This window comes from Actinacidiphila acidipaludis (genome assembly GCF_019890725.1).
GTDB lineage: Bacteria > Actinomycetota > Actinomycetes > Streptomycetales > Streptomycetaceae > Actinacidiphila > Actinacidiphila acidipaludis.
In genome coordinates this window covers 33,919-51,392 of sequence record NZ_JAINZZ010000059.1, presented here as the reverse complement: position 1 = coordinate 51,392, position 17,474 = coordinate 33,919, and the positions used below count along the sequence as shown (strand labels likewise).

Below are 17,474 nucleotides of genomic sequence, written 5' to 3'. Positions count from 1 at the left end.
AGGAATCTCGGGGCGACTCTCAGAAGCCGACGTCCTGGATGGGAGTAACGTCCCTGCCAAGTTCCCTCAGGACCGCATCCGGGTCGCCGTTGTAGAGCAGGTGGGGTTCGGTCGGTTCTGGGGGTACGAACCTGCCCCGATACCGGAGCAGGTCGCTCTCGGAGAAGAAGATCGCGTTAGGGTCGGCCTCATGCTGCGCGTTGCGCCTGCTCACACGCGCCCACAGTTCCTCGTGACTCACCTCAAGGTAGACGAGCAGCGCACTCGCGCCCGCGTCGGTAGCAACCGTCCGCCACCGATCGCGCTCCCCCGGCGTCCAGAACCCGTGGTCCACCACCACATCGCGCCCGGCACGAAGTTGGCCCGAGAGCTCTCCTGCGATCTCTTCCAGGATCGGACGCTCAAGGGCGGGAAAGGTGCCGCGTGGGAAATCGACGCCGTAGACGCCGTGCCGGCGCCACATCTCTTCATCAGGGCACAGCCTGACGAACCCATGGTCGGCGAGGACTCGGGCGAGCGTCGTCTTGCCCGAGCCGGGGAGTCCCACCATCAGCACGCAGAACGGTCCACGCTTCTCGTCACCGGTCATCAGCGGGTGACTTCCGATTCCGTTCGCCACGTGCGTCCGGGGCCCCCGAGGTCAACGCCGTACTCCACCACGCTGCCTTCGCTGTCAACGAACTTCGCAGTCATGACGACGACCGGTTGACTCGGCGGATTCGCCGGATCCAGCTCCAGCAGCTCCGCATCCTCGGACCTGAGCAGCCGGGCTGACGCCGTGTCGATCCGATGGGTGACCGGTCGTCCTGTGGCCCCAGCGATGAGTTCCAGGGAGGTGCCCCCCGTCAGCCGCTCACTCCGGCTGAGCTGCGGGATGAGCTGTCCAAACCGAGCCGGAATCCATGAGGTCGAGTGAGCGACGATGCCGTGCCGGTCGCGATACACCCGACTACGCCGGATGACGTCTGCACCCAGCTTTATGTCCAGCGCCTGAGCCACATCGGCCGGCGCCGGAACCACCGACGCCTGATGAGAGTCGGACCGCTCACCGGATCCCCAACTGGACCCCGTGCGACGGCCCCGGTCCTGGCGCTGGGATCCCGACGACATCGGGGCGGGTCGGTCCAGTACCTCGGTTCCGATTCCGTGGATGCCCCGGACAAGCCCTTCATTCCTAAGCTTCCGCAGCGCCTTCTCAGCGGTCGCGGTGCTCACGGACCACTCCTGCGAAAGAGCCTTGATGCTGGGCAACAGTGAGCCCGGCTCCAGCGCGCCGGATGCGATCAGCTCCGCATAGTGGGCGGCAATCTGCGCGTACGGCGCTCGATTGTCGGCCTGATCCGACATCTCGTCAGCTCCCTTGTCTCGGCGGTCAGTTCCCTACTGTACCGCTTGACACCCTAGGGTGCCCTAGGGAACCCTAGGGATGTACTCACCGGACGACACAGCTCCGGCGAGTGCAGGCGCTATTGCACGAAAGCCCTGGTCAAAGACCAGGAACCAAGCAGGGAGCGGCTACCTACCGCCAAGCAGCCAGCCGCTCCCCTCACCCGCAAAGGGGCGCTCCCATGATGCAGGTTTCTGCCTTACGTCGTGCACTTCTCACCATCGGCCGTGTACTCCCGCACGTGAGCACCTGGGGCGAGGACGACACCTACGAACCGGCGCGCGTCGAGGTGCAGGTCTCGATGTGCGTGTCGTTCGCCGAGGCGCTGGGCGCCTTGACCTTCGCCCCCGGCGTGATCCTGACCCCGGAGGAACTGGCCGACGATGACGACGTGCGCGACAGCTTCCGCTTCGCCGTGATCTCCGAAGGTGTCGGCAGCGGCACCAGCGACCGGGCCCGGCAGGCGCTGGCCGCCCTGCACGGCCGCCTGCCGGGCCCGAACGCCCCGTCCATGGCCTACATGCGAGTGGCTGCGGCTGCCGTGACCCGGGTGTTCGGCCTGGCCGACGACCCCACCCCGGTCCCGCACCTGTTCAGCACCTCTGCGCGCCGTACCGGTCCGTTCGGTGATGCCGCATGAGCGTCGCCGCTCCCGCGTGTTCTAAGCCGTCCACCGTGCCCGCCGAACCTTCCGGGTCGGCGGGGCGGTGGGCACGGCTGCTACGGGAAGGGTGGTAACCGCCATGAGCGCTCGCCATGCCCGCTCGCCCCTGAACGGGCCCCGCACCCGGGCCCGCAAGCGAGGACTGGCAGCCCGCGATGGCTCGTGGTGCACCTACTGCGGGCGGCTGTTCGCCGACCTGCGGCACGCCACCATCGACCACGTGGTGCCACTGTCCCTGTACCGCACCTGGCGCGCCGAAGACACCGTGCTGGCCTGCCTATCGTGCAACGACCGCAAGGCCGATCGGCTGCCCCTGCTCATCGCGCTCCAGCTCACGACCGCCGACGCGTCGGCCGACCGTGAACACATCGAGTCGGGTGTCCACGGTGCGCACGAGTCGGCGTTCACGGTCGGCGTGTGGCTGCGGCTGGCGCGTCTTGCCTCCGCTGCCGAGTCGGCCGACCAGGCGCACGACCAGTCGCGGTCTGAACTGCACGGACACCGCCCGCCAGTCGCCCGGTCGGACCCGCGTGAACACCCGACCGACCGCGCGTTCACGGGCACCGTGCGAGCGCTCGCGGTGCGCACGAGTCGGCCCGACCCGACCACCCGACCCGAAGTGCTTGGGGAGGCAGCGTGAACACCCAACCGGCTCCCGTGAACGCCCCGCCGGACCGCGTGAACGGCCACGGAATCGCCCCGACTCGGCTGCGGCCGGGAACTCCCGAGCAACCGCGTGACGAGCGTGACGCCGCACGTCACCTGGACCAGCCCACCGCCGGGGATCTCGTTCCCGCGCCCACCAACCCCATGGCGGTCGCCCGGTACCTGACCCCGCAATGGTCGCGTGACGGGGTCCTGACGCTGCGCCACTGGCGCGGCATGTGGATGGCGTGGGCAGGCTCGCACTGGGAGGAGCTGGACGACCAGCAGACCCGCACAAGCCTGTACCGGCTGCTGGAACACGCGCACTACCTCCACACCGCCCCCAACGGCGCGAGCGAGGAACGCGAGTGGGCACCAACCGCGCGCAAGGTGTCCGACCTCATGCAAGCCATCTCCGCGGTGACCCACCTGCCGCCCCGCATCGACCCGCCCGCGTGGATCCGCCCGCCGGCCGACCCGCTCACCACGGGAACCGCACGGCCGGACGCGACCGCCATCCGAGAACCAATCGTCGCCTGCACTAACGGCCTGCTGCGCGTCGCCGACCGGGCCCTGACTGACCTGACCCCGGGGTTCTTCAACCTGGTGTCGGTGCCGTTCGACTACGACCCGACCGCCACCGCCCCGACCTGGCGGAGGTTCCTTGACCGGGCCTGGCCCGACGACCCAGCATCCATCGCAGCACTCCAGGAGTGGTTCGGATACGTGCTGTCCGGCCGCACCGACCAGCAGAAGATCCTGCTCATCGTCGGCCCCACCCGATCCGGCAAGGGCACCATCGCCCGCATCCTCGCCTCCCTGGTCGGCTCGGGGAACATTGCGGGCCCGACCCTGGCCTCCCTCGGCAGCAACTTCGGACTGTCGCCCCTGCTGGGCAGGTCCCTCGCGGTCATCTCCGACGCACGGCTCGCCGGACGCGACGGCCACCAGGTGGTGGAACGCCTGCTGACCATCTCCGGTGAAGACACCATCGACGTCGACCGCAAGTTCAAGGACCCGTGGACCGGCAAGCTCCCTACCCGGTTGATGATCCTGTCCAACGAGCTGCCGAACTTTGGCGACTCCTCTGGAGTCATCGCGCGGCGGTTCGTCGTGCTGAACATGACCGTCTCGTGGCTCGGCAGGGAGGACACCGACCTGACTGACAAGCTCAGCGCGGAACTGCCCGGCATCCTGAACTGGGCCCTGGACGGCCTTGACCGGCTACTGGCCACCGGACGCCTCACCGAACCCGCGTCGTCCCGCGAAGCGGTTACCACCATGCAGGACACCGCCTCTCCCGTCTCCGCGTTCGTCCGTGAATGCTGTGAGACCGGGCCCGACCACCACGTCGTTGTGGACGACTTGTGGCAGGCGTGGAAGGACTGGGCGGAAGACTCCGGGCATCGCCCGGGCTCCAAGCAGCTCCTTGGCCGAAACCTGCTCTCGATCGTGCCGCAACTCCAACGCTCCAAGCCTCGAAGCCCGGATGGCAGGCAAGTCCCGGTTTACGTCGGCATCGCTCTGAGCCGCGATGAGCCGGACGTGAGCCGGACTGAGCCGCACGCGTCCGGCTCAGTCGCAAGCCTCTCACCTGCACTGAGACGGGCTGATCCGCTTGAGCCGCGATATTTCGAAAAGTTCCCCCCTCAAGGGCAACTGACCATCTGCGACGTGTGCGGCCAGCCATTGGCACCCCTGCGATCCGGCCAGACCACGCACCCAAGCTGCACCAAGAACTGACCCACCGCCGGGAGCTCCCGGACCCGGCAGCCATCTCGCTGCCCGGTACACCCGCCCCGGGGCAGACTCCGATCCTGCCCCGGCCCACCCGATCGCTTGTCGCTTGTCCTGTCGCTAGTCGCCCATCCATCGCGATCCGCACGCCATGCCCCACCAGACCGGCCGTGAACTGCACCACGACAAGCGACAAGACAAGCGACAAGCCCGCCCGCGAACGCCAAGGAGCCGCCACCATGGCCACCGCACCCGACGACCCCCGCGCCACCCTCCGCGCGGGCCTTCCCGACCGCTACCTGACCCCCACCGATATCGCAGCCCTGTTCGCCGTCCCGATCGAGACCGTCTACGCCTGGCGTAAGAAACACACGGGGCCCCCGGCATTCCGCATCGGCAAGCACCTGCGCTACGACCCCGCAGCCGTCCGCGACTGGACCGCCCAGCAGATGGCCAGCGACACCGCCGCATGACCCGCGATCCGGTGCTAGACCTAGCACCCACCCCTGCTAGGTCTAGCACCACCTCTAGCGGCACACCCCGTCTCCGACCAGCCGCCTAGCACCTAGCACCGCCCCGCCCACAACCCCGAAAACCCGCCGAACCCGCCTCCCGGGCCCGCGCCGGCAACCGCTAGAACCCCCACCACATCACCAACCGTGCTGGGGAGGCGCGGGAATCCTGGGGAGTTCTCCCCAAGCGCCTCCCCGGCCATCTCCCCGGGGCCAACCAGCGTCAACACCCTCTTGGGGAGGTTGGGGAGGCACCATCCGACCCCGGCCCACCCGCCCTCAAAAGCGCTTTTGAGGGGGCGCACGGTTCCCCCTCCCCAACGGCCATCGCTACGCAGAGTGAAGGGAGGGGTCGAGGGAGGCAGGGAGAACTCCCTGACCGCCTCCCTGAACCCGCCTCCCTGATCCGACCAGCACCAACGATCCGCCAGGGAGGCAGGGAGGCAGCCGCCCACGACCAGCCACGCCCCTCAAAAGCACGATCCTGTGGACTCCCCTCGCCTCCCTCCCTGCACGCTCCGCGACCGGCGACTGGCGTTGCTACCGGTAGCAGCAGAGGGTGCTACCGGTAGCACCCCCGCTAGCAACGCAAACCGCCCCTGAGCAGCCCACTAGCGAGTAGCACCCCTGAGCCGCAGACGGCCAGGACGCGACGAGACCACCTCGGCACGCGTCCCGGCAGCCGCTATCAGGACGCATCCGCAAAGGAGCTGCCCACCATGGCAGGCCACATCCAAGACCGCTGGTACAAGACCGAACCCGGCCCGGACGGCAAGCCCGTCAAGGTCAAGACCGACCGCAACGGCTTGGGCATGCGCTACCGGGCCCGGTACATCGGCCCGGACGGAACCGAGAAGTCCAAGAGCTTCCCCGACCGTCAACGACGCCTCGCCGAACAGTGGCTCGCGCACGTCGAGGCGGACATGTCGCGCGGCCAGTACATCGACCCCAAGACCTCTCGTACGACTTTCCAGCAGTACGCCCAACGGTGGCTCTCCGCCCAGACGACGGACGTGTCCACGCAGGACAGCGCGGAACGGTATCTGCGACTTCACGCCTTGCCCTATCTGGGCTCGCGTCCACTCGGATCCTTCAAGCCCGAGCATGTTCGCGCCTGGCTGCATGAGTTGGAGACCGAAGGCGTGCCGGGGTCGTACGCCGTGCACATCTACGGCACCGTGCGGGCCGTTCTCTCTGCCGCTGTCGATGACGGCTACCTGGCGCGCAATCCGTGCGCCGCGCGCTCCGTCCGGCCGCCGACCCGGGAGGCGAAGCGCGTGACGCCTTGGCTTCCCGAGCGCGTATTCGCCGTGCGGGCTGCGCTGCCGGCGCGCCTCCGGGCAACCGTGGACGCGGCCAGCGGGTGCGGGCTTCGGCAAGGCGAAGTGCTGGGACTTGCGGAGGACGCCTTGAGCTTCGATTCCGGAACACTTCACGTCGTCCGGCAGGTGAAGCTCATCCGGGGACGGCCGGTATTCGCGCCGCCGAAGTGCGACAAGGAACGCGACACACCACTGCCTGAATCCGTGGCCGACGCGCTGCGGGCCCACATGAAGGCGTACGCGCCGGCCAAAGTGACGCTTCCCTGGAAATCCCTGAACGGGCCCCTGGTGACGCACAGCCTGATCTTCACGGGTACCCGGGAGGCGGTCATGCGCCGGTCGGACTTCAACGACCGCTACTGGAAACCCGCTCTCGTGGCCGCTGGCGTCCTTCCGGAGCCCGAGAAGGGCGAGGACCCGGCAGCCGCACGCGAGCACGGCATGCACGCCCTCAGGCACTTCTACGCCTCGGTTCTGCTGGAGGCGGGCGAGAACGTCAAAGCGGTCAGCGAGTACCTGGGGCACGCTGACCCCGCGATGACTCTGCGGGTGTACGCGCACCTCATGCCGAGCAGCAGGGAACGGACCCGAAAGGCCATCGACGCGGTGTTCCAGCAGCGCACTTCAGCGCGCTGACGGCCCACAGACGGCCCAGACGGGTTTCTACGGCCCCTGCCTGGTGAGGAACATGCAGGTCAGGGGCCTCTCCCCGCGTTGGAGCCACCACTTGATCAGGCTGTAACCGCTTCTTGGAGCAACGCCAGCACCCGTTCGGTGAGTTCCGTACCCCCGCCGCTGAGCCAGTGGACGCGCGGATCACGCCGGAACCACGAATCCTGGCGGCGGGCGAAGCGCTTGGTGGCGCGGACGGTCTCCGCCCGCGCCTGGTCCTCGGTGCACTCACCGGCGAACGCGGCCAGCACCTGCTGGTAGCCGAGCGCGCGTGAGGCGGTCCGGCCCTCCCTCAGGCCGCGTTCCTCCAGCGTCCGGACCTCGGCGACGAGGCCGGCCTCCCACATGCGGTCCACCCGCAGGATGATGCGTTCGTCGAGCACGGGCCGCGGCACGTCCACGCCGATCTGCACGGTGTCGTACACCGATTCGTGGCCGGGGAGGTTGGCGGTGAAAGGGCGTCCGGTGATCTCGATGACCTCCAGCGCCCGGACGATACGGCGGCCGTTGCTCGGCAGGATGGCGAGAGCCGCCTGCGGATCGACGGCGGCGAGGCGCGCGTGCAGGGCGCCCGGACCGCGCAGGTCGAGTTCCTCCTCCAGGCGGGCGCGCACGGCCGCATCCGTGCCGGGGAAGTCGAGTTGGTCGATCGCCGCTCGCACGTACAGACCGGAGCCCCCGACCAGGATCGGCACCTTGCCGGCGTCGTGCAGGTGCTCGATCTCGGCGCGGGCCAGGCGCTGGTAGTCGGCGACGTTGGCGGCCTCGGTGACGTCCCAGATGTCCAGCAGGTGGTGCGGGACGCCGCGGCGCTCGTCCTGGGTGAGCTTGGCGGTGCCGATGTCCATCCCGCGGTAGAGCTGCATCGAGTCGGCGTTGATCACCTCGCCGTCCAGCGCCAGGGCCAGGTCCACACCCAGATCGGACTTCCCGGCCGCGGTGGGCCCGACGACGGCGATGACACGCTTCTTCACGCAGCCAGTCTCCCAAAGATCCGGACTCCTCCGCGCCCGGATGATCAGTCGGACCCGCCACTCCCCCGGGGTGCGGACGACCGCCCCGGAACGCAATCGGCCCAGGCGGCGGGGTCGCCGGACGTGCCGACGCGAAATGAGCCGGTCACGAGTATGGTCAGAGGAAGGGAAGGGCGTTTTGTGGCGGTTCGGCCTGCTCAGACGGCCTGGCCACCGGTGCGACGGCGCACCCCGTCCCTTTCCGGGCCGTCATCTCCGAGGGAAGGTGCCAGATGAGCTTCATGGACACGCTCAAGGACAAGCTCGGCATGTCGAAGGGCAAGGCCTCCGACGCCATGCGCCAGCACGGCGACAAGGTCGACCAGGGAATCGACAAGGCGGGCGACGCCGTCGACTCCAAGACCGGCAGCAAGTACAGCAGCCAGGTCGACACCGGCCAGGACAAGGCCAAGGACGCCGCGCGCAACTACGGAGAGCAGGGCGGCGGCCAGTCCTGAACCGTGCCTGCCACCGCAAGGCAGGCACCTCCCGATACCGGACGGCCGCGGATTTCCACCATCCGCGGCCCGTCCATGTCCTGAGCGCCCCGCGGGAGTTCTCACCATCCGGCTCGGTTCCCGAACGCACGGCCCACCGTGCGGACTGCCCGGCCCGCAGCCCTGAGTGCCTCAGCTCAAGCACACCTCACGGGCGTTCCCGGGCCGGACCTGAGAGCCCGCGCCGGACGGTCTTACGTCCAGGCCGCCACGAAGTAACCAACGCCGTACGGCGCGGTGTCCTGGAGGAGTTCGCCCGTGAGGTGGGCGTCCTCGGCGGCGCCCGCCAGCACCTGCCACGGCGCCCGGCCGGCGACCTTGAGCTCCTGGGCCAGCTCCGGGTCGAGCGCGGCCAGGGCACGGATGTCCGCTCCCGCGAGGGCCGCCGCGATCTTCTGGTCGAAGGGCTCGGCCCGCTCGTCGAGGTAGCCCGGCGCCTTGAGGCTGCGGCAGGCACTGCCGTCACCCATCACCAGCAGCGCCACCCGTTCGGCCGAACCCGCGACGGCCCGGCCGGCGGCGAGACACCGCTCCGGCTCCAACTGCTCCCCCACGCCGAGCCCCTCCACGGGGGCCGCGTTCCATCCGCGCAGCAACCAGGCGGCCACGGCCAGGGACGGCGGCAGCGGGGGGACCTCCTCGTCCTCGGGCGCGTCCTGCCCCGCGCTGCCCAGCGTGACGTCCAGCGCGACGCCGAACGGCCGGAACGAGCCGGCCGCCCCGGGCGGGAAGACACCGCGGCTGGGCCGCTCCGCCGGTCCGATGACGACGAGACGCTCTGAGCGCGAGGCGGCCAGCACCCCGATCGCGTCCTGGCACGCCGCCCGCAGCACGTCGAGTTCGGGCGCTGCGCCCGCCGCGACGTCGGGGACGAGCAGGGGCGGGCACGGGCAGACAGCGGCGGCGACGAGCATGGCGGAACCCTACCCGCGCCGGGCGACGGCCTCTGACTGGGTCAGTCCAGCGAGCAGCCCGCGACGGGAGCCGGGGCAGGCGCCGGGGCGCCGATCGTGGGCAGGCCCAGCATCACGCCGGCGGCCTTCGGCGGCGCGGCCGTCCGCCGCTCCCAGGCGTCGCCCGCCCGGGTACGCCGCACGGCGAGAGCCGGCTTCTCGGCGAGCAGGTGGTGCGGGGCGGCGTAGGTGATCTCCACGGTCACCATGTCGCCGGGGCGGACGGGCTCGTCGGGCCGCTCGAAGTGGACCAGGCGGTTGTCGGGCGCGCGGCCGGACAGTCGCCGGGTCGCGTCGTCCTTGCGGCCCTCGCCCTCGGCGACCAGCACCTCCAGGGTGCGGCCGACCTGCTTCTTGTTCTCCTCCCAGGAGATCTCCTCCTGCAGCGCCACCAGCCGCTCGTACCGCTCCTGAACGACGGCCTTGGGGATCTGGTCCGCCATCTCGGCGGCGGGCGTCCCGGGGCGCTTGCTGTACTGGAAGGTGAACGCCTGGGCGAACCGGGCCTCCCGGACCACGTGCAGGGTCTCCTGGAAGTCCTCCTCGGTCTCGCCGGGGAAGCCCACGATGATGTCGGTGGTGATGGCGGCGTCCGGCATGGCGGCGCGCACCTTCTCGATGATGCCGAGGTAGCGGTCCTGCCGGTACGAGCGGCGCATGGCCTTCAGCACGCGGTCCGAGCCGGACTGCAGAGGCATGTGGAGCTGGTGCATCACGGTCGGCGTCTCGGCCATGGCGGCGATCACGTCGTCGGTGAAGTCGCGCGGGTGCGGGGAGGTGAAGCGGATGCGCTCCAGCCCGTCGATCGCGCCGGTGGCGCGCAGCAGCTTGCCGAACGCCTCGCGGTCGCCGATGTCCGACCCGTACGCGTTGACGTTCTGGCCGAGCAGGGTGACCTCGATGACGCCCTCGGAGACCAGTGCCTCGACCTCGGCGAGCACGTCGCCCGGCCTGCGGTCCTTCTCCTTGCCGCGAAGGGCGGGCACGATGCAGAAGGTGCAGGTGTTGTTGCAGCCCACGGAGATCGCCACCCAGGCGGCGTACGCGGACTCGCGGCGCGAGGGGAGCGTGGAGGGGAAGGTCTCCAGCGACTCGACGATCTCGACCTGCGCCTCTTCCGCGATCCGGGCACGCTCCAGCAGGACGGGGAGCTGGCCGATGTTGTGCGTGCCGAAGACGACGTCGACCCACGGCGCGCGCTTGACGATCGTGTCGCGGTCCTTCTGCGCCAGGCAGCCGCCGACGGCGATCTGCATCCCGGGGCGCGCCGCCTTCTTGGGCACGAGCTGGCCGAGGTTCCCGTAGAGCCGGTTGTCGGCGTTCTCGCGCACCGCGCAGGTGTTGAACACGACGACGTCGGCGCCGTCCGCCCCTTCGGGCGCGCGCACGTACCCCGCGGCCTCCAGCAGGCCGGAGAGGCGTTCGGAGTCGTGCACGTTCATCTGGCACCCATAGGTGCGGATCTCGTAGCTGCGAATGGGTGCGTCCTGCGCGGTCATGCCCTCCAGGGTAGGTGGTCCCCAGGACTGTCCCGGCACCCGTTCGGCGGTACGGCGGGCGTCACCGTCACCCGGGTGCCCGAACGTCCGGCCGGCGCGTCACTCGGGTGCGCCGTCGCCCCGGCCCTCCGCCGGTGAACCGTCCGTGGACGGCCGTTCCACGGACGGCCTGTCCCTGGACAGCAGCGCCGCGGGTGCGGACGTCTCGACGGCCTGCTGCGGGGAGTGTCCGTTGCCGCGCTGCCGGTCCCGGTTCTCCTTGGCGACGAAGTCGGTCACCGCGCGGGCGCTGTCCAGCAGCTGGGCGGGGAAGACGATGGTGCTGTTCTTCTCGACCGCGATCTCGGCGAGGATCTGCAGGTTCCTCAGTTGCAGGGCCACCGGGTGGTCGGCGATGACGTCGGCCGCCTCGGCCAGCCGGTCGGCGCTCAGCGCCTCGCCCTCGGCCGCGATGATCTTGGCGCGCTTCTCCCGCTCCGCCTCGGCCTGGCGGGCCATGGCCCGCTGCATGGTCACCGGCAGCTCGATGTCCTTCAGCTCGACCAGGGAGACGTACACGCCCCACTGCTGCGTGGTGCGGTCGAGGATCTCCCGGATGGCCAGGTTGAGCGTCTGCGTGTCGGTGAGCACCTGGTCCAGCATCGAACGGCCCACGATGTTGCGGACGGTCGTCTGGGCGATCTGCCCGACCGCCGCGGAGACGTTCTCGATCTCCACGATGGACTTCACCGCGTCGACCCGCCGGTAGTAGGCCACCGCCGCCACCCCGATGGAGACGTTGTCCTGCGTGATCACCTGCTGCGACGGCACCGGCATGGTGACCGTGCGCAGGCTGACCTTCCACATGCGGTCGGTGAGAGGAATCATGAGGTGGAAGCCTGGCTTGCGGACTCCGTGCAGCCGCCCCAGCCGGAACACCACACCGCGCTCGTACTGCCGCACGACGGCGACTCCCAGATTCGGCATGTCCGCCTCCTCCTGTGTGCCCCCCTTCCAGCATCACTCGGGACGGCCTTCCGCGGACCGGTTCTGCCTGGCAGGATCCCGCTGCATGAACCTCTCCGGCCTGCGCGGGCGCATACGCGGCCGGTTCCGTGCCTTCCTGCGCGGGACCGGTGGCCGCAGGCGTGCCCTGCAGGCGGTGCTCGCGGCGGCGTCCGCGCTCGCGCTGCTGCTGTGGTGGCTCCTGCCGTCGGACGGGCCCTCGTACCCGCACCGCCCCATCTTCCTGGCCACCGGCGTGGCCAACGGCGTGTACGAGACCTACGGGAAGCTCCTCAAGACCGACCTGCGGACGGCGCTGCCCGGGGTCCGGGTGAACCTCGTCCAGACCGAGGGGTCCGTCGACAACATCAAGCGCGTGGTCTCGGGGAAGGCCGACTTCACCATTGCCGCCGCCGACGCCGTGGCCAGCTACGACGGCCCCGGCAAGAAGGATCTGCGGGCCTGTGCGCGGCTCTACGACGACTACATGCAACTGGTGGTGCCGCGGGACTCCACGGTGACCTCGGCCCGTGACCTGCGCGGCAAGAGGGTCGGCATCGGCCAGGCGAACTCGGGCGTCAGCCTGATCGCCCGGCGACTGCTGACCGCCGCCGGCCTGAACGTCGCCAAGGACGTCAAAGCGGTGCCCGTTGGCATCGACCAGGCGCCGGCGATGCTGCTGAGCGGGAAGCTCGACGCGTTCTTCTGGTCCGGCGGTCTGCCGACGGCCACCATCTCCGCGATGGCCAATCCGGTGGCGCGCATCAAGCTGGTGCAGCTCGGGGACCTGGTCGCGAAGCTGCACACCATGGGCAGCCAGATGCAGTACTACCGGCAGGCCGTCATGCCGGCCGACGCCTACCCCAAGGCGCAGGACGGGCAGGCCGTCGCCACCATCGCCGTGGCGAACCTGCTGGTCACCACCGATCGCGCCGACACCGGACTGGTGCAGCGGCTGACCCGGGCCGTGATCGACAGCCGGGACGCCATCGGCAAGGAAGTGCACGCCGCGCAGCTGGTGGACCTGCGGACCGCTGTCTTCACCGATCCGCTGCCGTTGCACGTGGGGGCGGAACGCTACTACCGCTCGGTCAAGCCGTAATCGTCGAGCCGTAATCGGTCAAACCGTAAGGGGCGCTGCACGACGTCGGCGGTCCTTACCGGGCGTACGACGCGGCTCTGCCCGAAGGTCCCGCTCAGGCGTGGTGCCCCCGCGCGGCGGACGGTGCCGCGGCCCGCACTGCGAGTGGCGCTCAGCCCGTGGGGACGGGCGCGGTGCGCGGCACACTGAGGACGACCTCGAGGCCGTGCGGATCGCGCTTGGCGTAGGTGATGGCGCCGCCACCCTGGCTGAGCAGGGCGCGGGCGATGGACAGGCCCAGACCCGAGCCGTGCACGTTCTGGTGACGGGCGCTGCGCCAGAACCGGTCGCCGATCCGGTCGAGTTCGTCGTCGGTCAGACCCGGGCCGCTGTCGGCGACCCGCACCGCCACCTGATCCGGGCCGCCCTCGACCCGCACGACCACCGACTCCCCCGCCGGCGTGAACTTGATCGCGTTGTCGAGGACCGCGTCCAGCGCGCTGGACAGCGCGACCTTGTCCGCCCAGCCGCGGACCGCGCCGTCGTCGTCCGGGCCCTCGAAGAGCAGGCACACGTCCGCGCGCCGCGCCGTGGCCTCCCATGCCTGGGTGCGGATCCGGGTCAGGCAGGCGATGTCGGTGACCGCCAGATGGCTCCCCGAGCGCTCCGCGACGGCCAGACCGAGCAGATCGTCCAGCACCTGCGCCAGCCGGTGGCCCTCCTCCTTCACCGACTCCGCCTCGGTGTGGCCTTCCGGCAGCTCCAGGCCGAGGAGCTCGATGCGCAGCAGCAGGGCCGACAGCGGGTTGCGCAGCTGGTGGGAGGCGTCGGCCACGAAGGCGCGCTGCTGTTCCAGGACGGCCTCGACGTTGTCGGCCATCTCGTTGAAGGACTTGGCCAGCCGGCGCAGCTCGGGCGGCCCGCTCCACGCCCGCACCCTGGAGGTCATGCGGCCGGTGGCGATGTCGTGGGTGACCCGGTCCAGAGTGGCGACCGGCAGCAGCACCCAGGCGGTCAGGCGGACGGCGAAGAGGACCGCGATGGCCATCGCGGCGAGTTCGCCGGCCGCCAGCAGCAGCCAGCCGTGCAGGATCCGGGAGCGCAGCGCACCGGTGGGCGATTCCGTGACGACCACGGCCACCACATCACCGTCCCGCACGATCGGCGAGGCGATCGCCAGGTCGCGCCGCTGCCAGGGCCAGATCTGCTCCGGGTCGTGGGCGCGGCGGCCGAGCAGCGCCGAGTAGTAGGCGTCGTACAGCTCGCCGCGCGCCGGTACCCGCCACCCGGCCGGTGCCGCCGCCATGGCCGTGCGGTCCCGGTAGAAGACCCCGGCCTTGATGCCGTACAGCTGCTGGTAGCGGTCGAGCTCGGTGCGCAGGGTGTGCAGCCGCTCGGCGTCCGCGCTGTCGATCGGGGTGCCCTCCCCGCGCGCGGTGACGAACTGGGCGAGCGCGGCGAAACGCGTCGTGTCGTCGATGCGGTCGACGACGACCCGCTGCTGCTGCGCCGCCGCCTGGCTGGCGGCCAGCGGGAAGCCCAGGGCCAGCAGGACGCCGGCCATCAGCACCAGGAGCAGCGGCAGCAGTCGAGTGCGCACGGCGGGGTCCGGGGCGTGCCCGGGTCAGCCGACCGGCACGACGAGCCGGTAGCCGACGCCCCGGACCGTCTCGATCATGGCCGGGGTCCGGAGCTTGGACCGCAGCGACGCCACATGCACCTCCAGGGTGCGGCCGGTGCCCTCCCAGGCGGTCCGCCAGACCTCGCTGATGATCTGTTCGCGGCGGAAGACGACGCCCGGCCGCTGCGCCAGCAGGGCCAGCAGGTCGAACTCCTTGCGGGTGAGGGCCACCGGGTCGCCGCCCACGGTGACCTGACGGGTCGTCAGGTCGATGGCGACACTGCCGAGCAGCAGCGCGGTGTCCCGCTCCTGACCGGCCGGCTCGGCCGCGGCGAGGGTCCCCGCGGGTGCGGCCGCCGCGCCGGCGGCCTGGCCCGCGGGCGTGGATGGGCGCAGCGGGGGGCGGCGGCTGACGGCGTGTATGCGGGCCAGCAGCTCACCGGTGTCGTACGGCTTGACCACGTAGTCGTCGGCGCCCAGGTTCAGGCCGTGGATGCGCGAGCGGATGTCGGCGCGGGCGGTCACCATGATCACCGGGGTGGCCGTGCGGCGCCTGATGCGGCTGCACACCTCGAAGCCGTCCTGGTCGGGCAGGCCCAGGTCCAGCAGCACACAGTCGAAGCCGGGGCCTTCGGCGGGCAGCAGGGCCTGGATCGCCTCCTCGCCGCTGCGGGCGTGCCTGACCTCGAAACCGTGCCGTCCGAGTACGGCGGAAAGGGCGGCGGCGACCCGGTCGTCGTCCTCCACGAGCAGCAGTCGCATGCGTCACCTCCTCCTCATCAGGGTCGGCTCTGGCCGGTCCTGGCCACCCGGACGCTGCCGCGTGTTCACGGAACTGTTCCCTGGCGACCGGGTCATGGTCTTCTCCGACCGAATCCACCCCGATCGGGGCGGGTTGCGTCAAGGGGGTACCGGCTCACGCGCCGGACCGTTACCGAGCCGGTACGCATCGCAGGCGCCCGCACCGTCCGCCCGGTGCGCCGAGGCGTGGTCCCCGCGCACCGCGCCGAGGGGAGACCGTCGCTTGACGTGGGCAGTCGCAGTGAGTTGCATACGCTTTGTGACCGCAATCCTTCCGGGGGCCGCTGCGTGGACCCGGTGATCGTCGCGGGGGCGGGCCCAGTGGGCCTGACCCTCGCTCTCGCGCTGGCCCGCCGTGACGTCCCCGTCATCGTGTTCGACGGGGCGGAGGCGCCGCACGGACCCGAAGGACTGCAGCTTCCGCGCACTGCCGTACTCGGCCCTGACACCGCCGCCCTGCTGGACCGCCTGGGGTACGAGGGGCTGCGTCGCGACGGCGCGACATGGGCCGCCTGGCGGACCCTGCGGCGGCGCACCGAGGTGCTGCGGATCGACTTCGGCCCCGAGCCCGGCGATGCACCCGTCCACATCGCTCAGCACGTACTGGAGCAGGGGCTGCGCCGGGAACTGCTGCGGTGCGGCTCGGTGCGCCTGGTTCCGGGGTGCCGCATCGACGCCCTGGAGCAGGACGGGCACGGGGTGAGCGTGCACACCCGCGGCACCGAGGAGACCTGGTGGCGCGGCAGCTTCCTGGCCGGCGCCGACGGCTCGCGTTCCACCGTCCGCAAACTGCTCGGTGTGCGTTTCCCGGGCCGTACCGCGGTCGACCGCCAGGCGGTCGTGGTGGTCCGCACCGAACTTCCCGAGCCGGGTGTGGCGTTGCTGCACCGGGACCCACCGGGCGCACCCGCCGGACAGGAGATCACCGCGCGGCCGCTGCCGGACGGGCTGTGGCGGCTGGACTGGCTGCTACCCGCCCAGGTGCGGCAGTTGACCTCGGACGCCCTGGTGGAACGCCTCCGCTCGACGCTCACCGCCTGGTGCGGCCAGGTGGTCCCCTACGAGCTCGTCGGCTCCGCCGATCACCCCGTGCACCAGCGGCTCGCCCGGCGCTGGCGGGTCGGGCGGGTGTTTCTCGCCGGGGACGCCGCTCACCTGATGGGCGCTCTGGGGGCGCAGGGCGTCGAGGAAGGGATCCGGGACGCGGAGAACCTGTCCTGGAAGTTGTCCCTCGCCTGGCATGACGGAGCCTCCCCCCTTCTGCTGAACAGTTACGAGGCCGAGCGCCGTGGTGCGGTCGGCGCCCGGCTGCGGGCCACCGACCAGGCGCTCCCCCTGGTGAGGGCGAGCGGCGCCTGGCAGGCGGTGCGCCAGTCGCTGCTGTCCGGATCGGCGCGCGGACAGGCCGAGCTGCTGACCGACAGCCACCTCGGCCGGGGGGCGGTCGCCGCGACCTCGGTGTACGCACGGTCGCCGCTGTCGCTGCCCGCTCCGCGTTCAGGGGGCAAGACCGGCGCCTCGCCCCTGGTGGCCGCGTGCGACACCCCGCCCGGGGGCATCGTCGACGACGTGCCCGTGATCACCCTCGACGGCACGACCGGGCGCCTGCGCGACCGACTCGGGCGAGGTCTCGTCGTGGTGCTGGTGGCTCCGGGCAGCGGGGTGTGGGAGTCCCGGCACTGGCTGACGGCCGGCCTGATGCCCCGGTTGGCCTCGGCGGTGGCCGCGCTGCCCACTCCGGCCGAACTGGTCGTCGCGGAGACCTACCCGGGCGCGACCGCCCACAGCGTGCTGCTCGTCCGGCCCGACGGACACCTGGTGACGGTGATGACCGGCTGCCGGCCGGCGGAGCTGTACTCCTACGCCGATCTGGCCCGCGGCGGCCCGCCCTCGGCGATCGGGGGCGGAGACGACGTGGCGGACGGACCGTCGGAGGCGAGCGACGCCGCGACCGATGGCGACACCGGTACCGAGGACTCCGGCAGAGCCGGGGGCACCGGCGGGCGGCGGGTCAGCGGCCGGGCTCGCTAGCTGGCGGACGAGCCACGCCGGGTATGCGGGTGGCGGTCGTCGCGGCGGCGTGCCA

General features: G+C 71.0%; 16 protein-coding genes. 8 read left to right on the top strand and 8 right to left on the bottom strand.

What is annotated here, in order from left to right; all coding sequences use genetic code 11:
* Positions 1-19: 19 nt before the first annotated feature.
* Together K7862_RS30740 and K7862_RS30735 are read right to left on the bottom strand one after the other, a co-directional pair.
* Positions 20-589 carry a P-loop nucleotide/nucleoside kinase family protein gene (locus tag K7862_RS30740; RefSeq protein ID WP_222968100.1) on the bottom strand — a complete coding sequence of 190 codons (570 nt, stop codon included), beginning with the start codon at positions 587-589 and terminating at the stop codon, positions 20-22.
* Complete coding sequence (locus K7862_RS30735; RefSeq protein ID WP_222968099.1) at positions 589-1,347, bottom strand: GntR family transcriptional regulator; 759 nt, start codon at positions 1,345-1,347, stop codon at positions 589-591. Before K7862_RS30735 ends, K7862_RS30740 begins: the two co-directional genes overlap by 1 nt.
* Positions 1,348-1,628: 281 nt before the next feature.
* On the opposite strand from K7862_RS30735, the gene K7862_RS30730 reads away from it, so the two are divergent.
* The 5 genes from K7862_RS30730 (at position 1,629) to K7862_RS30710 (ending at position 6,903) form a co-directional block, all read left to right on the top strand.
* Positions 1,629-2,027 carry a hypothetical protein gene (locus tag K7862_RS30730; protein WP_222968097.1) on the top strand — a complete coding sequence of 133 codons (399 nt, stop codon included), beginning with the start codon at positions 1,629-1,631 and terminating at the stop codon, positions 2,025-2,027.
* A gap of 103 nt (positions 2,028-2,130) precedes the next feature.
* Entirely contained in the window at positions 2,131-2,691 is a 561-nt protein-coding gene (locus tag K7862_RS30725) for an HNH endonuclease (protein ID WP_222968095.1), read from the top strand.
* On the top strand, positions 2,688-4,439 hold the full coding sequence (locus tag K7862_RS30720) for a DNA primase family protein (RefSeq protein WP_308012281.1): 1,752 nt from the start codon (positions 2,688-2,690) through the stop codon (positions 4,437-4,439). The genes K7862_RS30725 and K7862_RS30720 overlap by 4 nt, the downstream gene beginning before the upstream one ends.
* 233 nt (positions 4,440-4,672) lie before the next feature.
* Positions 4,673-4,906: a helix-turn-helix domain-containing protein gene (locus K7862_RS30715; RefSeq protein ID WP_222968093.1), complete on the top strand. Its 234-nt coding sequence runs from the start codon at positions 4,673-4,675 to the stop codon at positions 4,904-4,906.
* Between the two features lie 758 nt (positions 4,907-5,664).
* Entirely contained in the window at positions 5,665-6,903 is a 1,239-nt protein-coding gene (locus tag K7862_RS30710; protein ID WP_222968092.1) for a tyrosine-type recombinase/integrase, read from the top strand.
* Between the two features lie 95 nt (positions 6,904-6,998).
* On the opposite strand, the gene miaA is transcribed toward K7862_RS30710, so the two are convergent.
* Positions 6,999-7,913 carry a tRNA (adenosine(37)-N6)-dimethylallyltransferase MiaA gene (miaA, locus tag K7862_RS30705; protein WP_222968091.1) on the bottom strand — a complete coding sequence of 305 codons (915 nt, stop codon included), beginning with the start codon at positions 7,911-7,913 and terminating at the stop codon, positions 6,999-7,001.
* A gap of 272 nt (positions 7,914-8,185) precedes the next feature.
* Here miaA and K7862_RS30700 point away from each other — a divergent pair, with 272 nt between their 5' ends.
* Positions 8,186-8,410, top strand: a complete 225-nt coding sequence (locus tag K7862_RS30700) for an antitoxin (protein ID WP_222968090.1) — start codon at positions 8,186-8,188, stop codon at positions 8,408-8,410.
* A 233-nt stretch (positions 8,411-8,643) separates the two neighbouring features.
* Here the strand turns inward: K7862_RS30700 and K7862_RS30695 are convergent, their stop codons facing one another.
* The 3 genes from K7862_RS30695 to K7862_RS30685 all read right to left on the bottom strand — a co-directional run bounded on the left by K7862_RS30695 (position 8,644) and on the right by K7862_RS30685 (position 11,867).
* Positions 8,644-9,363: a class III extradiol dioxygenase subunit B-like domain-containing protein gene (locus K7862_RS30695; protein ID WP_222968089.1), complete on the bottom strand. Its 720-nt coding sequence runs from the start codon at positions 9,361-9,363 to the stop codon at positions 8,644-8,646.
* 41 nt (positions 9,364-9,404) lie between these two features.
* Positions 9,405-10,901 (bottom strand): tRNA (N6-isopentenyl adenosine(37)-C2)-methylthiotransferase MiaB, encoded by a 1,497-nt coding sequence (gene miaB, locus K7862_RS30690; protein WP_222968088.1) that lies wholly within the window; start codon positions 10,899-10,901, stop codon positions 9,405-9,407.
* Between the two features lie 99 nt (positions 10,902-11,000).
* A complete protein-coding gene (locus tag K7862_RS30685) occupies positions 11,001-11,867 on the bottom strand; it encodes a slipin family protein (protein WP_222968087.1) in 867 nt (288 codons plus the stop codon).
* A gap of 85 nt (positions 11,868-11,952) precedes the next feature.
* On the opposite strand from K7862_RS30685, the gene K7862_RS30680 reads away from it, so the two are divergent.
* Positions 11,953-12,987, top strand: a complete 1,035-nt coding sequence (locus K7862_RS30680; RefSeq protein ID WP_222968086.1) for a TAXI family TRAP transporter solute-binding subunit — start codon at positions 11,953-11,955, stop codon at positions 12,985-12,987.
* Positions 12,988-13,138: 151 nt separating this feature from the next.
* On the opposite strand, the gene K7862_RS30675 is transcribed toward K7862_RS30680, so the two are convergent.
* Both K7862_RS30675 and K7862_RS30670 read right to left on the bottom strand, forming a co-directional pair.
* Positions 13,139-14,566: a sensor histidine kinase gene (locus K7862_RS30675; protein ID WP_222968085.1), complete on the bottom strand. Its 1,428-nt coding sequence runs from the start codon at positions 14,564-14,566 to the stop codon at positions 13,139-13,141.
* A gap of 24 nt (positions 14,567-14,590) precedes the next feature.
* On the bottom strand, positions 14,591-15,349 hold the full coding sequence (locus K7862_RS30670; protein WP_222968084.1) for a response regulator transcription factor: 759 nt from the start codon (positions 15,347-15,349) through the stop codon (positions 14,591-14,593).
* Between the two features lie 327 nt (positions 15,350-15,676).
* On the opposite strand from K7862_RS30670, the gene K7862_RS30665 reads away from it, so the two are divergent.
* Entirely contained in the window at positions 15,677-17,419 is a 1,743-nt protein-coding gene (locus K7862_RS30665; protein ID WP_222968083.1) for an FAD-dependent monooxygenase, read from the top strand.
* Positions 17,420-17,474: the final 55 nt, after the last annotated feature.

What these genes read in the sequence shown, in the direction of transcription:
- K7862_RS30710 (WP_222968092.1), top strand. Translation starts at nt 5,665, where the DNA reads ATGGCAGGCCACATCCAAGACCGCTGGTACAAGACCGAACCCGGCCCG.
- K7862_RS30680 (WP_222968086.1), top strand. Translation starts at nt 11,953, where the DNA reads ATGAACCTCTCCGGCCTGCGCGGGCGCATACGCGGCCGGTTCCGTGCC.
- K7862_RS30725 (WP_222968095.1), top strand. Translation starts at nt 2,131, where the DNA reads ATGAGCGCTCGCCATGCCCGCTCGCCCCTGAACGGGCCCCGCACCCGG.
- K7862_RS30695 (WP_222968089.1), bottom strand. Translation starts at nt 9,363, where the DNA reads ATGCTCGTCGCCGCCGCTGTCTGCCCGTGCCCGCCCCTGCTCGTCCCC.
- K7862_RS30740 (WP_222968100.1), bottom strand. Translation starts at nt 589, where the DNA reads ATGACCGGTGACGAGAAGCGTGGACCGTTCTGCGTGCTGATGGTGGGA.
- K7862_RS30715 (WP_222968093.1), top strand. Translation starts at nt 4,673, where the DNA reads ATGGCCACCGCACCCGACGACCCCCGCGCCACCCTCCGCGCGGGCCTT.
- K7862_RS30700 (WP_222968090.1), top strand. Translation starts at nt 8,186, where the DNA reads ATGAGCTTCATGGACACGCTCAAGGACAAGCTCGGCATGTCGAAGGGC.
- miaB (WP_222968088.1), bottom strand. Translation starts at nt 10,901, where the DNA reads ATGACCGCGCAGGACGCACCCATTCGCAGCTACGAGATCCGCACCTAT.
- K7862_RS30670 (WP_222968084.1), bottom strand. Translation starts at nt 15,349, where the DNA reads ATGCGACTGCTGCTCGTGGAGGACGACGACCGGGTCGCCGCCGCCCTT.
- K7862_RS30685 (WP_222968087.1), bottom strand. Translation starts at nt 11,867, where the DNA reads ATGCCGAATCTGGGAGTCGCCGTCGTGCGGCAGTACGAGCGCGGTGTG.
- K7862_RS30735 (WP_222968099.1), bottom strand. Translation starts at nt 1,347, where the DNA reads ATGTCGGATCAGGCCGACAATCGAGCGCCGTACGCGCAGATTGCCGCC.